Source organism: Amycolatopsis sp. cmx-8-4 (assembly GCF_046548675.1).
GTDB lineage: Bacteria > Actinomycetota > Actinomycetes > Mycobacteriales > Pseudonocardiaceae > Amycolatopsis.
On sequence record NZ_JAEBDZ010000027.1, the window covers coordinates 56,905 to 71,707 of the forward strand.

The window sequence follows — 14,803 nt, forward strand, 5'->3', positions numbered from 1 at the left end:
TTCCACCGGATTTCCGGTCAGGGCACGACCTGGGCCGCGCCCAGCTTCACCTGCTGCCAGACGGCGGCGGGGTCCGCACCCTGCTCGATGGCCTTGAGCGCCGGCGCGACGACCGTCTCCTGGATCTTCCCGTCGCCGGGGCCCTTGTACTGCGGCTTCCCGACCTTGCGGGCCTGCGCGACGAAGACCTGCCCGCTCAACGCGCCGCCGAAGTAGCCGTTCATCTCGCTGAGCAGGTCGGGCGAGGTGAAGGCGTCGACCTGGCTGGGGAAGTTCCCGCTGGCCCGGAACGCGTGCAGCTGCTGCTCCGGCGCGGTGAGCCAGGCGGCCAGCGCGGCGGCCTCCTTCTGGTGCGGGCTGGTCGCCGGCACGGTCAGGTAGGAGCCGCCCCAGTTGCCGCCGCCGTCCGGGAAGGCGTCGGTGATCGCCCACTTGCCCGCATTGGCCAGCCCGGCCTGCTGCTCGATGGCGCCGAGCATCCACGAAGGACAGACCTTCGTCGCGAACGTCCCGGCGCGCAGGCCGGCGTTCCCGTCGTCGGCGAAGGCCGTCAGCCCGGCCGACTGGCCCTGCTCGACGGCGGTGGTGACCTGGTTCCAGGCGGCCGCGAGCGCGGTGTTCGTCTCGAACGTCGGGCGGTCCTGCCGGTCGAGGTAGCCGACCGGGAGCTGGTTGACCATGGCGTTGAAGTTCTGCGCGGCGGAGTCGAACCACGCCTTGCCCTTCGAGCGCTTGACGTACCGCTCGCCCGCCTTGAAGTAGCTGTCCCAGGTCGCGAACATCGTCTTCACCGAGCCGGGGTCGGTCGGCAGGCCGGCGGCCTCGAGGAGGTCCTTGCGGTAGCACATGGCGAGCGGGCCGATGTCGGTCCCGTAACCGACGAGCTTGCCGTCCTTGCCGAGCCCGGCCTCGTACTTCCACTCCAGCCAGCGCCCGGGCTTGACGTCGGGCGGGCCGATCGCGGCCAGGTCGGCGAACTTCGCCGACTGCGCGAGCACGTCGGCGAGGTGGCCTTCCTCGACGGCCTGGACGTCGGCGAGGCCCTGCCCGCTCTGCAGCTTGGCCAGCAGGTCCTGGTGGTACGGACCGCCCTGCTCGGTCCGGACCTGGTTGATGGTGAGCCCGGGGTGGGTGAACTCGTACCCCGGGATCAGGTCGTCGTAGCCGAACTGCCCGAACGTCGCCAGCGTGAGCGTGAAGCGCTCGGGCGTGGCGGGGCCGCAGCCCCCGGTCAGGACCAGCAGGACGGCGGCCGCCAGTGTTCTTCGGATCTTCCTCACGTGTGCGCACTCCCGGTTCGCGACTCGCGCTCGCACACGAGGGTGGGAGCGCTCCCGGGGAGGGAGTCTTGTTTCCGCGGCCGACGGGTGTCAAGGTGGGCGACTGCGGGTGTCCGGACGGACACGGGCACGCGATGAATCGGTCAAGCCCTGGGGTCGAGTTCTTGTGGCGCAACGGGTCCAGTGGAGGAGCGCGATGAAGCGTCCGACGATCACCGACATCGCCCGCGAGGCCGGGGTGTCCAAAGGGGCCGTTTCCTACGCCCTCAACGGCCGCCCCGGCGTCTCCGAGGCGACCCGGCACCGGATCACCGCGATCGCCCGGGAGCTGGGCTGGGCGCCGAACGAGACCGCGCGGGCCTTGTCCGGCGGCCGGGCCGGTGCGGTCGGGATGGTGCTGGACCGCCCCGCGGACGTCCTCGGCGTCGAACCGCTCTTCCTGGCCCTGCTCACCGGGATCCAGCGCGAGCTCGGGCCGGCGTCGCTGATCCTGCAGGTCGCGCCGGACCACGCCACCGAGCTGGAGGTCTACCGGCGCTGGCACGGCGAGCGCCGGGCCGACGGCGTGCTGCTGACCGGCCCGCGCCGCGACGACGACCGGATCGCCGAGCTGCTGCGGATCGGCCTGCCGGCGGTGGCGCTGGGCGGCCCGCTCGGCCGCCCGGGCGTCCCGTCGGTGCGGGTGGACGACGCCGCCGCGGTCGGCGAGGTCCTCGGCTACCTCGCCGCACTCGGGCACCGCCGGGTCGCGTGGGTCGCCGGGCCGGCGGTGCTGGTGCAGACGCGGGTGCGGGCCGAGGCGTTCGCCGCGGCGGCGGAGCGGCTGGGGCTGCCCGCCGCCCGGACCGTCCACACGGACCACTCGGCCGAGGCCGGCGCGGGTGCCACCACCCGGCTGCTGGCCGCGGCCCGGCCGCCGACCGCGCTGCTGTTCGACACCGACGTCCTCGCCGTCGCCGGGCTCGCCGCGCTGCGCGAACGGGGCCTGGCCGTGCCGGGCGACGTCTCGGTGGTGGCGTGGGACGACTCGGTGCTCTGCCGCCTGGTCCGCCCGGCGCTGACGGCGGTGCGGCGCCCGGTCGCGGAGTTCGGCGCGCTCGCGGTGTCGGTGCTGCGGGACCTGCTGACGGGCGGCGACGCGGGCGACGTCCGTACGGCCCCGCCGGCGCTGATCACCCGCGGCAGCACCGGCCCCGCGCGCCCAGCTCCGTGAATGGCACATCGAGGGACTTGAAGTCCCTCGATGGGCCATTCACGGACCTTCAGGGTCAGGTGCCCTGGCAGGTGGGCGACGGCTGGGCCGGGTTGGTGCCGGTGGTGTTCACGACCAGGCCGAACGTCGTCTCGCCGTCCGGCGGGATCCGGCCGTTCCAGTCCGCGTCGCGGACCGTGACCACCGAGCCGGACTGGCTCAGCGTGCCGTTCCAGACGCTGCCGACCGTCTGGCCCGTGGGCAGCGTCCAGCCCGCCTGCCAGCCGGAGTACGCCGTGGTGCTGTGGTTCATGATCGTCACCGTGGCCTGGTAGCCGCCGCTCCAGGTGTTGGTGATCTCGTACATCGCCATGCACGAGCCGCCGGTGGGCGGGGGAGACGTCGGGGTCGTCGGCGTGGTGGGCGGGGTGCCCGGGTCGTGCACCCCGGTGACCTCGCCGTGCCCGCCGTCGAAGGTGACGTCCGAGCAGCCGTAGAACGTCTCGGCGCTGTCGGAGCGCTTCCAGACCGAGTAGATGACGTGCCGTCCCGACTTGCCCGCCGGCAGCGCGCCGGTCCACTTGTACTGGCCGTCGACGGTCCCCACCTGGCCGGTCACCGGCGGGTGGTCGACGGTCAGGAACGGCTGGTCCTCCAGCGAGTCCCAGGTCAGCGGCAGGCTCGGGTCCCAGCCGTCCTTGGTCACGTAGGTGTAGAACCAGCCCGGGTGGGCGGCCCACGCGTTGTAGGAGAAGTCGAACGTCGCCCCGGCGGTGAGGTGGGTCAGCGGCCAGTCGCCGACCTGGTCGAACCCGGCGTAGTTCGGGTTCCCGCCGGAGCACAGTTTCCCGTCCGGGATGAAGCCGCGGGTGCGGCCGGCGCCGTCGGAGCGCAGCACGGCGAACCAGTTGTACAGCGAGTTGGCGCCGCTGGTGGCCACCGCGGCCGAGCAGGCGGGGTTCTGCGGGATGATCTGGCCGGTCGAGCTCAGCCCGTCCTGCCAGCACAGGAACGTCCGACTGCCCGGTTTCATCAGGGCGCCGTGCGCTTCGGCGGTGCCCGTGGTCAGCAGCACGGCGGTCAGGCTCGCCAGCAACACGGTGACGGCGGCGAGGATCGTACTTCGTCTCCTGGTCACGTCGGTCCCTTCGTCGGGTACGTGCGTCGAAGACTGGGAGCGCTCCCATTACAGGGTACGCGGTGGCGGCGGCTCGCGGAACATCCGGTGAGGGGGCGGGTGACCCGCGTCCGAGCTCTGGCATACCTTGGGAAAGCCGGCCGATCACCCGGGCCGGCCGGTCGAGAAAGGCAAGGTTGTCGGAAAGTGGACATTCCGTCTTCGGTTCCCGCCTGGGTGCGGGCCGAACCCGCCCGGCTGCTCGGTTTCGCCGCTCCGGCGGCCCACCCCGCGGGCGGCTTCGCCTGGCTCGACGAGACCGGGCGACCGGTCCTCGACCGGCCCGTCGAAACGTGGATCACCTGCCGGATGACGCACGTCTTCGCGCTCGCCGCGCTGCAAGGAGTACCGGGGGCGGCCGAGCAGGTCGCGCACGGCGTCGCGGCGCTGACCGGCCTGCTGCGGGACCCCGAGCACGGCGGCTGGTTCGCCACGGCGACCGCGGCCGGCCCGGTGGACGACGGGAAGCGCGCGTACGAGCACGCGTTCGTCGTGCTGGCGGCCACGAGCGCGGTGGCCGCCGGAGCCGACGGAGCGGACGCGCTGCTGGCCGAAGCCCTCGACGTCGTCGACCGCCGGTTCTGGGAGGCGGGGCCGGGCCGGGTCGCCGACGTCTGGGACCGCGGCTGGACGCGCCTGGAGACCTACCGCGGCGCCAACGCCAACATGCACACCGTCGAAGCGCTGCTCGCTGTCAACGATGTCACCGGCGACCCGGTCTGGGCCGCCCGCGCGTTGTCCATTGTGGAGCACCTGGTGCACGGCGAAGCCCGCGCGCACGGCTGGCGCCTGCCGGAGCACTACGACGCGGACTGGCACGTGCGGCTGGAGTTCAACCGGGACGAGCCCGCGCACCCGTTCCGCCCGTTCGGGGTCACCATCGGGCACCTGCTCGAGTGGTCCCGGCTGGCGGTTCACCTGAAGCGCGCGCTCGGCGCCGCGGCACCCGGGTGGCTGCTGCCGGACGCGGAGGCGTTGTTCGCCACGGCGGTGCGGGACGGCTGGGCCGTCGACGGCCACCCGGGCTTCGTCTACACCACGGACTTCGACGGCGTCCCGGTGGTGCGCAACCGCCTCCACTGGGTGGTGGCCGAGGCGATCGCCGCCGCCTGGACGCTGCACCAGGAGACCGGCGACCCGGAGTACCTGGCCCGGTTCGAAGAGTGGTGCGAGCACACCGAAGCGTGCTTCGTCGACCGCGAACGCGGGTCCTGGCACCACGAGCTGGACCCGCGCAACCGCCCCGCCGCGACGGTCTGGGCGGGGAAGCCGGACGTCTACCACGCCTACCAGGCGACGCTGCTGCCCGTGCTGGCGCCGGCGGTGTCGTTCGCCGGGGCTCTGTCCCTCGACCGGGGCGCGGTCACCGAAGGAAGCTGATCACGCCCGTAGACTGCGGGGGCCTTTTCCCTCCCGACAAGGAGAATCATGTCGCCTTTCGCCGCCGCCGGAGACCGCTACGCGGGCATGCCGTACCGACGGGCCGGGCGCAGCGGGCTCAAGCTGCCCGCCGTGTCGCTCGGCCTGTGGCACAACTTCGGGGACGACAAGCCCCTCGACGTCCAGCGGGCGGTGCTGCGGCGGGCGTTCGACCTCGGGGTGACGCACTTCGACCTGGCCAACAACTACGGCCCGCCGCCGGGCGCGGCCGAGGCGAACTTCGGCAAGCACTACGCGGCCGACTTCCGGCCGTACCGCGACGAGATCCTGGTCTCGTCCAAGGCGGGTTACCTGATGTGGGACGGCCCGTACGGTGAGTGGGGTTCGCGCAAGAGCGTCCTCGCGAGCCTGGATCAGAGCTTGGCCCGCACCGGTCTGGACCACTTCGACATCTTCTACTCGCACCGCCCGGACCCGGACACCCCGATCGAGGAGACCATGGGTGCCCTGGACACGGCGGTCCGGTCGGGGAAAGCGCTCTACGCGGGCATCTCCAACTACTCGCCCGAGCAGACGGAAGCCGCGCTGCGGGCGTTGGGCGAGCTCGGCACGCCGTTGCTGATCCACCAGCCGTCGTACTCGATCCTGAACCGCTGGGTCGAGGACGGCCTGCTGGACACCCTGGCCGAGCACGGCGTCGGCTCGATCGCGTATTCGCCGCTGAGCCAGGGCCTGCTGACCGACCGCTACCTGGACGGCATCCCGGCCGACTCCCGCGCCGCGGGGGCCAGCCCGTTCCTGACCCAGGACCGGATCACCGAGGAGACCCTGGGCCGGATCCGCGCGCTGAACGACGTCGCCCAGCGGCGTGACCAGTCGCTGGCGCAGCTGGCGATCGCCTGGATCCTGCGGCGCGGCCGGGTGACGTCGGCGCTGATCGGGGCGAGCAGTGTCGCGCAGCTGGAGAACACGGTCGCGGCGGTGGCGAACCTGGACTTCACGGACGAGGAGCTGGCGGAGATCGACCGCGTCGTGGCTTAGCAGCCGATCCGGGCGGGGCCGGTGGCGACGTCGTCGAACCACAGGGTGTCCGGGTCGGTGCCGTAGCTCTCCCAGCCCAGGCGCAGGTCGGTGAGCGACGGGTGCCACGCGCGGGCGAGCCACTGCTGGTCGACGTCGGGGGTCGGCACGCCGTCGACGACCAGGCCGGGCACCTCGGCGCCGTTCAGCCAGGTCCGCAGCTGCCCGCCGGGGCCGTCGACCTCGAACTCGAAGCACGACCAGGTCCCGGTGGCCAGCGGCACGCTCTGGGCGACGCCGGCCGGGCTCTGCGCGGGCAGGGTCGCGTCGTCGGACTCGCGGTTCCACTGCAGCGCCCGGTTCTGGCCGCCGGCCCGCAGGTCGCGGCCACCGTCGGCGGTGTCCCGCAGCGCCAGGAACGCGACGTGCCCGGCCGGCAGCGGCGTCGTGTGGCGGACCCAGAACCGGCCGTACCGCACGCTCCCGGCGGCCAGGGTCGTGCCGAGGAAGGCGTGGTTGCAGTACCCGCCCTGCCCGGTGACCTTGACCGAGCGGGTGCCCGAGTGCGCGACCGTGTTGTCGACGGTGACCGTGCCGGTGCCCTGGCAGTTCGCCGCGCCGCCGGTCCACCGGCCGCCCGGTGTCGTGCCGGTCTGCTGCTCGAAGTCGTCGCAGACGTCGGCGCACCCCGCGGGCGGCGGCGAAGAAGTGGTGGTGGTGGTCGGGGTGGGTGGGGCGTCGCCACCGCACGAGACGCCGTTGAGCGCGAAGTCGCCCGGTGCGGGATTGGTGCCGGAATAGGTGCCCTGCAGGCCGAACGTCACGGTGCCGCCGGCGGGCAGGGACGCGTTGTAGGCCAGGCTCTCCGCGGTCACCGCCGTGCCGGACTGGCGGACGGTGGCGTTCCAGGCCGACGTCACGGCCTGGGTGCCCGCGTAGTGCCAGGAGAGGGTCCACGACGAGAGCGCGGTGGCGCCGTTGGTGACGGTGACCTGGGCGGTGAACCCGGTCGCCCACTGGTCGACGCGGTAGTCGACGCCGCAGGCGGGGGCGGCGGCGGCCGGACCCGCGGCGAGGACCGCGGTGGTGCCCGCCGCGGCGAGGCAGAGCCCGGCCAGGGCACCGGCGAACCTCTTCATCGGGCTTCCTTTCCCGGTAACCGGGACACCGGACACGAGCAGGGGCGCCGTAGCGGAAGCCACGGCGCCCCTGGTGTTTCGTGGTCACGGTCTGGTGATCGTGACCTGGCATGGGAGCGCTTCCAGCCGACGAGAAGGTAACCCCGCCGTATCGTCGTTGTAAAGCGCGACCCGGACGCGGCTCGATCCGGTGGACGGCTTTCCGGGGCCGTTTCCCCGGGATCGGCCACTGAACACTCCTGAACGGCCGAACCCGTTGGCGGCAAAGAAATGTCCCGGTCGCGCTGCGCCACCGGCAGGAGCGGGCGGATGCCGCCGTTGGAGTGGATTCCGGGTTGTTCGCGGGCGTTCGCCACGAGGTTTACAGCCGCCGGGCCGCGCGGTAGCGTCCACCGGTGCTGGGAGCGCTCTCATATCCAGGTCGTGCACAAAGGAGTGATCGATGCGTTCCGGACCAGCACTGCTCGGCGCCCTCAGCGCGCTCGCCGTCGTCGGCGCGACGACGGCCTTCACCCTCGGCACGCCTTCGCCCGCTTCGGCGGCGACGGCCTGCGAAGTCGGCTACACGGTCAACGACTGGGGGAGCGGCTTCACCGCCAACCTCACCCTGAAGAACCTCGGGACGGCGCCGCTGTCCGGCTGGCAGATCAGCTACGCCTACGCCGGGAACCAGCAGCTCCAGCAGGGCTGGAACGCCACCTGGGCCCAGACGGGCAAGACGGTCACCGTCACCCCGGCGGGCTGGAACGGCACCGTCGCCCCCGGCTCGTCGATCACCGCCGGGGCCAACTTCGGCTACAGCGGTACCAACACCGCGCCGGCGTCGATCAGCGTCAACGGCGCGCCCTGCGGCGGCACGCCACCCCCGACGACCACCCCGCCGCCGACGACCGTCACCACCACCCCGCCGCCGGCCGGGGGCGCACCCGCGCTGCACGTCGCCGGCAACCGGCTGGCCGACTCCGCGGGCGCGTCGGTCACCCTGCGCGGCGTGAACCGCTCCGGCGGCGAGTTCGCCTGCGTGCAGGGCAACGGCATCTTCGACGGCCCGATGGACGCCGCCTCCGTGGCCGCCATCAAGAGCTGGCACGCGAACGTCGTGCGCGTGCCGTTCAACGAGGACTGCTGGCTCGGCCTGCCGAACGTCGAGCCCGCCTACGCCGGCGCGACCTACCGCGCCGCGCTCAAGTCCTATGTGGACCTGCTGCACCGGAACGGTCTCGTCGCGATCCTCGATCTCCACTGGACCCAGGGCGTCTACACCGGAAACTCCTCGGCGTGCACCGACGTCAACTCGACGTGCCAGAAGCCGATGACCGACGCCGCGCACGCGGTGGACCTGTGGACGTCGGTCGCGACCGCGTTCAAGGGTGACGACGCCACGATCCTGGACCTGTTCAACGAGCCCTACCTCGACCGCGCGGTCGCCGGCTCGGCGGCGGCCTGGACGTGCTGGCGCGACGGCGGGTCCGCGTGCACCGGCATCGGCTACGCGGTGGCGGGCATGCAGACGCTGGTGAACGCCGTCCGCGCGACCGGCGCCACCAACGTGCTCATGCTCGGCGGCCTGGCCTACTCCAACGACCTCACGCAGTGGCTGCAGTACAAGCCGAGCGACCCGGCGGGCAACCTGGTCGCGTCGTGGCACTCGTACAACTTCAACACCTGCAGCTCGTCCTCCTGCTGGGACGCCCAGCTCGCGCCGGTCGCGGCGGCCGCGCCCCTGGTCGCCGGCGAGATCGGCGAGAACGACTGCGGGAGCGGGTACGTCACCGGCCTGATGGACTGGCTCGACCGCCACCAGGCGTCCTACCTCGGCTGGACCTGGAACACCTGGAACTGCTCGACCGGGCCCGCGCTGATCTCGGCCTACGACGGCACGCCGACGGCGTTCGGCGCCGGCGTCCGGCAGCACTTCCTCGCCGCGGGCTGACCCGCGTCCACCGAAGTGTGAGAAGTTCGTCCGGCGCTGCGCGCGGGCGTCCGCACATGCATAATGGCGGAGGCGGGTTCGCCCGCCCCGTGGTGCCGGCCGATGACCCCCAGGTCGGCCGGCACCACCCTTTTCCGGCCTCGTTCCGCCCCTGACGGCGATTTCCGGACGTGAGCCGCACCTTTGTCACATCGTGGGCCGTAACGGTCACGCTGCGGTACTGTCGACCGGTGCACCAGTACTCCGGAAATCGTTGGATGAACGATGAGTCGACAGGTCAAGCCAGGGAGTAAGCCCTACCGTGCACAGCTGCGCGATCGCTTGGCCGCCCTGGGGTTTCCTGACGAGGTGATCCCGGCGCGCGTGGCGGAGAACCTGATCGTCGAATGCCGGGTCCCGCCCCGCACGGCGTGGCGGCTGGCGTCCGAGTTGTCGCTCGACGTGGCGGCGCACCAGTACAACACCCTTACGGGTGACCCCCGCGCGGGTATGCGCGGGACCCGTATCTGGGAGTACGAGCAGTGGCCCGACCGCGGCGTCCGGCCCACGTTCGCGGCGCTGCGGGTGCTGGCCCAGGTCTACGGCACGAGCTGGAAGTCCCTGCTCGGGCTGCGTGACCTCGAGCAGCTCCCGCCGAAGGACCTCGCCGAGTACCACGCCGACGTGGAGCCGGTGGAGCAGGTTGCGCCGGTCGCGCCCGTGGCCGTCGTCCCGGTCGCCGCCAAGGCCGCGGCGCCCGCGCTGACCTACCCGATCCGCTCGATCGTCCACGTCGACCCCGGCGCGGCCATCGAGGTCGGGGTGACCTCGCTCGACGACGCCATCCTGCTCACCACGACCAACGTGGACGAGGTCCAGCTCGACGACCTGTGGTCGGACCTCAACTTCCTGGGCAGCGCGTACACGCGGACCGCCCCCGACTCGGTGCTGGGCCAGCTCGCCGTCGTCGAGGAACGCACGGCCGCGCTCCTGAAGGGCCGGCAGCGGCCGAAGCAGACCCAGGACCTGCTCATGGTCGGGGCGAAGTGCGCCGCGATGATGGCGTGGATCGCGGGGGACCTCGGGCGGTACCGGCTTTCGCGCGAGCTGAACTCCGCCGCCTGGCTCTACACGCAGTACGCCGACGACTTCCTCGCCCGGCGCTGGGTCCGCACGTCGCAGGCGCGGGTGGCGTTCTGGGCCGGCAACGGCGTGGAGTCCGCGAAGCTCGCCGCCGACGGGCTCAACTACCAGGTCGGCGGCCGGCTCACCGACGCGCCGCTGATCCTCGCCGAGGCGCGCGGGTGGTCGTCCGTGCGGGCCGAGCCGCAGGTGCTGGACGCGATCGCGCGCTGGACCAGCATCGAGGACCCGGAGCTCGGGGCCGGCGGCGAGGACCAGTTCTTCAACATCACGAAGGACCGCCGGCACTACATGGCCGGCACGTCGCTGCTCTCGGTCGGGCAGGCTTCGGCGGCGTTGCGCGAGTTCGGGACCGCGCGCGAGGCCTACGAGAGGCTGTCGCTCGAGAACCGCTGGGAAGCGATGGACCCGATGATCCGGATCGACATGGGCCGCGCGCACCTGCTGCTCGACGATCTCGAGGGCGCCGCCGCGCAAGTGGAACCGCTCTTGATCGCGGATGTGAGCAGACAGCCGGACATGGTGCGTGCCATGCTCAAGGTCCTCGCCGCCGAGCTGTCCGGTCCGCGCTGGCGCTCGGTCCCGACGGCCAGGAACCTCGCGGAGGCCCTTGTGGACGCGCAGGCGTCCACGCGGGAGTGACGCTCGACCCGATCCCGGATGGAGGTGCCGATGGCAGGACCTGATGGTTCTGCGTGCCGGGCACCCCACGACAGTCCTGCCGAACCGGCCGACGCCGCCCCCGACTGGGCGTTGCACGGCCGGACACGCCGGCAGGTCGTGGTGGTCGCCGACCGCTTCGCCCGGTTCGCCCGCGGTGACCAGGTGTTCACGGTGTCGGGGCTGCTGGCCCTGATGACGTCCGACGGCCCGGACGTGGCCGGCTGCAGCTGGGTCGTCCACCCCGGCCAGGGCATCGACGGGACGGACTGCGACCTGCTGGAAGCCGCCGCCGAGAAGAGCGGCGCCACCGTCTTCCTGGCGGACCCGGACGCGTTCCGGCCGCTGCCGGTGGCCCCGGCGATCGTCCACAAGCACCGCGCGGAGAACGTCCTCCTCGCCGGCGTGCACAGCCCGGAGGTCACGCTCTGCCGGGCCGACCTGCGCGTCCACCGGGACAACGAGCTCGTCCTCGACCACCACACCGGCGAACACGTGCAGGGCATCGTGATCATCGAGGCGATGCGCCAGATCTGCATCGCGCAGTTCGAGACCGCGGTCCGCCCCGCCTTGACCTCGGCCGGTTACGCGGGGGTGTGGAAGCGGATCGACATGTCCTTCGAGGACTTCCTGTTCCCGCTCCCGGCCACGGTCGAGTCGCGCATCGAGGAGTCCGACCTCGAGCGGGCGCACCACCTGAAGTTCCGGGCCACCGCGACGGTGCGCCAGCACGGGCGCACCGTCGCCACCGCCGGCATCGACTACGCGATGATCCGGCTGGAACGCATCGACACCCTGGAACGCCGCAAGGCCGACCAGGCCACCCGGGCCTACCTGGGCTGAGCAAGGCACCACCGCCCGACGAAAACACCACTGCGGAAGGAACCTCACGACGATGTCCGACGTGCCGGAGCAGGACCGCGCTGCCGCGTCCTTCGCCCAGGGATTGGAACTGATCCAGCAGCTCGGCGGGGTGGACCGCCCGGCCGTGCTGGACCTGTTCGAGAGCATCGGCGAGGCGGAGTTCGGCGAACAGTGCGTCGGGTTCATCTACGGCGACGTCTACCACCGGCCCGGCCTCCCGCTCCCGGACCGGCAGCTGGCGACGGTCGCCGCGCTCATCGCGCTGGGCTACGCGGGTTCGCAGCTGCAGTTCCACGCCAAGGCCGCTCTGAACGTCGGCTGCACCCGCCGTCAGCTGGTCGAGACGGCCATCCAGATCAGCTCGTTCGCAGGGTTCCCGGCGACGCTGAACGCGCTGGGGGAGCTGAAGACCGTGTTCGCCGCTCTGCCGGCCGAAGAACCGCCGACGGGTGAGGCGGCCGACGTGCCGTGGGCCGGCATCGAGGACCGCTACGAGCGCGGCCTGGCCGCGATGAAGGCCGTCGACGGCGACGCGGGGGAGAAGGTCGCCCAGGCGCTCCAAGACATCGCGCCCGACCTGGCCCGGTACATCGTCGAGTTCACCTTCGGCGAGATCTACACCCGGCCGCACCTGACCCTGCGGCTGCGCGAGATCGTCACGATCGCCGCGTGCGTGGCGCTCGGCACCGCGACCCCGCAGCTGAAGGTGCACCTGCACGCCACGCTCAACGTCGGCGGCACCGAGAAGGAGATCGTCGAGACGATTCTGCACCTGGCGTTCTACTGCGGCTTCCCGGCCGCGCTCAACGCGATCGCGGCCGCGCGGGAAGTGTTCGCGCAGCGGTGAGCGCCCTGCGCAAGCTCCGCGTGGTCGCCCTCGACTGCGACGGCGTGCTCATCGACGACACCTACCTGGACATGATCGCCCGGTTCGTCACCGACCACGGCGGGGTGTACGACGCCGAAGCCGAGCGGGATGTGATCGGGCTGCGCGACCTCGTCGTCGCCGAGAAGGTCACCCGGCTCTGTGCCCTGGACCAACCGGCCGAGGAGACGCTGAAGCAGCTCTGGGCCGCGCGGCAGGAGTACCTGCGGGAGCATCCGATCCGGGTGGCCGAGGGCGTCCAGGACTGCCTGACGGCGTTGAGCGGCCTGCCCGTGCGGCTGGTCTGTTATGGCGGGCGCACCCGGGAGCACACGTTCGACCGGTACCTCGGCGACTTCACCGCGCTGCTCGACGCCGAAGTGCCGTACGTGAGCATCAACGAGCACCGGCCGGGTGTCGAGCACATCGCCCGCACGGTCTTCGACGTCGCGTTCGACGAGATCGTGTTCGTCGACGACGTGAGCCGGGTGGCCGCCGACGCCCGCGAGCACGGCGCCGGCTTCCTCGGCTTCCCGTCGAGCCCGGCGCACGCGCGGCAGCGGGAGTTCATGGCCGGGCTCGGCGTCCGGCACTTCCCGGCGACACTCGCCGAACTGACCCCGGATCTTCTCGCGATGGTCGACGAAGAGCTGGCGACTTCGACACACTGGCCCTGTTGATGGGTTTCCCACCTCCTTGGAGCCGCTGTGAAGTACTTTTCCCTGCCGCGTCCCGGCGCCGGACTCGTCCTCGGCGAGCGTGACGCCCCCGAACCCGGCCCCGGCCAGGTCCTGGTCCGGCTGCACGGCTGGGCGGTCAACGCCCGCGACCTGATGATCCTCAAGGGCTTCTACCCGAAGCCGGTCAAGCCGGACGTCGTCGCGCTGTCCGACGGCGCGGGCGAGGTCGTCGGAGTCGGCGACGGCGTGCGCGCGTGGTCGGCGGGCGACCGGGTGGCCGCGACGTACTTCCCGAACTGGCTCGCGGGCCCCGGCACCCCGGAGAAGACCGCGGACGACCTGTTCGGCTCGCTCGACGGGACGCTGGCCGAGTACGCCGTCTTCCCGGAGGACGCGCTGGTGGCCATTCCCGCGCACCTGGACTACGCCGAGGCCGCGACGCTGCCCAGCGCCGGCGTGACGGCGTGGCGCGCGGTCGTCGAGGAGGGCGGGGTGTTCCCCGGCCAGACGGTGCTCACCCTGGGCAGCGGCGGCCTGTCGACGTTCACCCTGCAGTTCGCCGCGCTCGCCGGCGCCCGCGTCATCGCGACGTCGAGTTCCGACGAGAAGCTGGCGCGGCTGCGTGAGCTCGGCGCGGCCGACACCCTCAACTACACGACCACCCCGGAGTGGGGTCTCGCCGCGGCGGAGCTGGCCGGCGGCGGCGTCGACCACGTCGTCGACGTCGGCGGGGGCGGCACGATCGGCCAGTCGATGCTCGCCGCGCGCGTCGGCGGGCACGTCAGCGTCGCCGGCGTCCTCACCCACGAAGGTGCGGCCGACCCGGTGCTCGTGCTGGTCAAGCAGCTGACCCTGCGCGGGCTCACCAACGCCTCCCGCGAGTCGTTCCAGACCATGAACCGCGCGATCGAACGCACCGGCCTGCGGCCCGTCATCGACCGCCGGTTCGCCTTCGACGACGTCGCGGCCGCCTTCAAGCACCTGGAGTCCGGCGCCCACGTCGGCAAGGTCGTGCTGGAAAGCGCGTGACCGGGTAATTTTTGCCGCCCCGGCTGGGTAGTTCTGCACCTCGATCTACGATTTCCGCAGCTCAAGCGGGGTGCGCGGGGCCGAAAAACTGCCCTCCGGGCAGGAATGGCGGCGGATGCCGGTACCGAGGAAAGTGGTACTCGACAGACATCGGACATCGTCCGAGCAGGCTGCGGCTGCTCGGCACGGCGGTCCGGTCTGGGGGCGCGGAGGGGGTTCAACCACCTGGGGGTGGGTTGAACCCCCTCCTGCTGCGTCCGGACCTCCTCTTCCCCCGCTCGGCGTATAACGCCGAATACGTCCGGTTGCCGCCCGCCGGTTCCGGGAGCGCTTTCACGAATCGCGCCCCGCATTTTGTCCATTGTGGATCTTTGCACCGTCTTCCGGGCTGATCCGTGTCCACTGCGTACCCATTCGAGGTTGTGAATGAAGAGTCGGCGTACGGAGCAATGACGTGCGCCT

General features: G+C 72.0%; 12 protein-coding genes. 9 read left to right on the forward strand and 3 right to left on the reverse strand.

Annotated elements, in window-relative coordinates:
* Positions 1-17: 17 nt before the first annotated feature.
* Positions 18-1,280: an ABC transporter substrate-binding protein gene (locus ACLJQZ_RS38630; protein WP_410625450.1), complete on the reverse strand. Its 1,263-nt coding sequence runs from the start codon at positions 1,278-1,280 to the stop codon at positions 18-20.
* Positions 1,281-1,476: 196 nt separating this feature from the next.
* Between ACLJQZ_RS38630 and ACLJQZ_RS38635 the strand changes: the two genes are divergently transcribed.
* Positions 1,477-2,493 carry a LacI family DNA-binding transcriptional regulator gene (locus ACLJQZ_RS38635; RefSeq protein WP_410625452.1) on the forward strand — a complete coding sequence of 339 codons (1,017 nt, stop codon included), beginning with the start codon at positions 1,477-1,479 and terminating at the stop codon, positions 2,491-2,493.
* A 55-nt stretch (positions 2,494-2,548) separates the two neighbouring features.
* Here ACLJQZ_RS38635 and ACLJQZ_RS38640 read toward each other — a convergent pair whose 3' ends face one another.
* A complete protein-coding gene (locus ACLJQZ_RS38640) occupies positions 2,549-3,610 on the reverse strand; it encodes a lytic polysaccharide monooxygenase (RefSeq protein WP_410625453.1) in 1,062 nt (353 codons plus the stop codon).
* Positions 3,611-3,796: 186 nt separating this feature from the next.
* On the opposite strand from ACLJQZ_RS38640, the gene ACLJQZ_RS38645 reads away from it, so the two are divergent.
* Both ACLJQZ_RS38645 and mgrA read left to right on the forward strand, forming a co-directional pair.
* A complete protein-coding gene (locus ACLJQZ_RS38645; RefSeq protein ID WP_410625455.1) occupies positions 3,797-5,029 on the forward strand; it encodes an AGE family epimerase/isomerase in 1,233 nt (410 codons plus the stop codon).
* 48 nt (positions 5,030-5,077) lie between these two features.
* A complete protein-coding gene (gene mgrA / locus ACLJQZ_RS38650; RefSeq protein WP_410625456.1) occupies positions 5,078-6,070 on the forward strand; it encodes an L-glyceraldehyde 3-phosphate reductase in 993 nt (330 codons plus the stop codon).
* Here the strand turns inward: mgrA and ACLJQZ_RS38655 are convergent.
* Complete coding sequence (locus ACLJQZ_RS38655; RefSeq protein ID WP_410625458.1) at positions 6,067-7,188, reverse strand: cellulose-binding domain-containing protein; 1,122 nt, start codon at positions 7,186-7,188, stop codon at positions 6,067-6,069. The genes mgrA and ACLJQZ_RS38655 overlap by 4 nt on opposite strands.
* A 442-nt stretch (positions 7,189-7,630) precedes the next feature.
* Here ACLJQZ_RS38655 and ACLJQZ_RS38660 point away from each other — a divergent pair, with 442 nt between their 5' ends.
* From ACLJQZ_RS38660 to ACLJQZ_RS38685, 6 genes are all read left to right on the forward strand, one after another.
* On the forward strand, positions 7,631-9,121 hold the full coding sequence (locus tag ACLJQZ_RS38660; protein WP_410625460.1) for a cellulase family glycosylhydrolase: 1,491 nt from the start codon (positions 7,631-7,633) through the stop codon (positions 9,119-9,121).
* A 348-nt stretch (positions 9,122-9,469) separates the two neighbouring features.
* Positions 9,470-10,885 carry a hypothetical protein gene (locus ACLJQZ_RS38665; protein WP_410625461.1) on the forward strand — a complete coding sequence of 472 codons (1,416 nt, stop codon included), beginning with the start codon at positions 9,470-9,472 and terminating at the stop codon, positions 10,883-10,885.
* Positions 10,886-10,915: 30 nt separating this feature from the next.
* Positions 10,916-11,746 (forward strand): AfsA-related hotdog domain-containing protein, encoded by an 831-nt coding sequence (locus ACLJQZ_RS38670; protein ID WP_410625463.1) that lies wholly within the window; start codon positions 10,916-10,918, stop codon positions 11,744-11,746.
* 52 nt (positions 11,747-11,798) lie between these two features.
* A complete protein-coding gene (locus tag ACLJQZ_RS38675; protein ID WP_410625464.1) occupies positions 11,799-12,614 on the forward strand; it encodes a carboxymuconolactone decarboxylase family protein in 816 nt (271 codons plus the stop codon).
* Positions 12,611-13,312, forward strand: a complete 702-nt coding sequence (locus ACLJQZ_RS38680) for an HAD family hydrolase (protein ID WP_410625466.1) — start codon at positions 12,611-12,613, stop codon at positions 13,310-13,312. The genes ACLJQZ_RS38675 and ACLJQZ_RS38680 overlap by 4 nt, the downstream gene beginning before the upstream one ends.
* A 27-nt stretch (positions 13,313-13,339) precedes the next feature.
* On the forward strand, positions 13,340-14,341 hold the full coding sequence (locus ACLJQZ_RS38685; protein ID WP_410625468.1) for a zinc-dependent alcohol dehydrogenase family protein: 1,002 nt from the start codon (positions 13,340-13,342) through the stop codon (positions 14,339-14,341).
* The last annotated feature ends 462 nt before the right edge of the window (positions 14,342-14,803 follow it).

Excerpts from the sequence above, each read along its gene's own strand:
- ACLJQZ_RS38655 (WP_410625458.1), bottom strand. The coding sequence starts at position 7,188 with ATGAAGAGGTTCGCCGGTGCCCTGGCCGGGCTCTGCCTCGCCGCGGCG.
- ACLJQZ_RS38675 (WP_410625464.1), top strand. The coding sequence starts at position 11,799 with ATGTCCGACGTGCCGGAGCAGGACCGCGCTGCCGCGTCCTTCGCCCAG.
- mgrA (WP_410625456.1), top strand. The coding sequence starts at position 5,078 with ATGTCGCCTTTCGCCGCCGCCGGAGACCGCTACGCGGGCATGCCGTAC.
- ACLJQZ_RS38670 (WP_410625463.1), top strand. The coding sequence starts at position 10,916 with ATGGCAGGACCTGATGGTTCTGCGTGCCGGGCACCCCACGACAGTCCT.
- ACLJQZ_RS38660 (WP_410625460.1), top strand. The coding sequence starts at position 7,631 with ATGCGTTCCGGACCAGCACTGCTCGGCGCCCTCAGCGCGCTCGCCGTC.
- ACLJQZ_RS38635 (WP_410625452.1), top strand. The coding sequence starts at position 1,477 with ATGAAGCGTCCGACGATCACCGACATCGCCCGCGAGGCCGGGGTGTCC.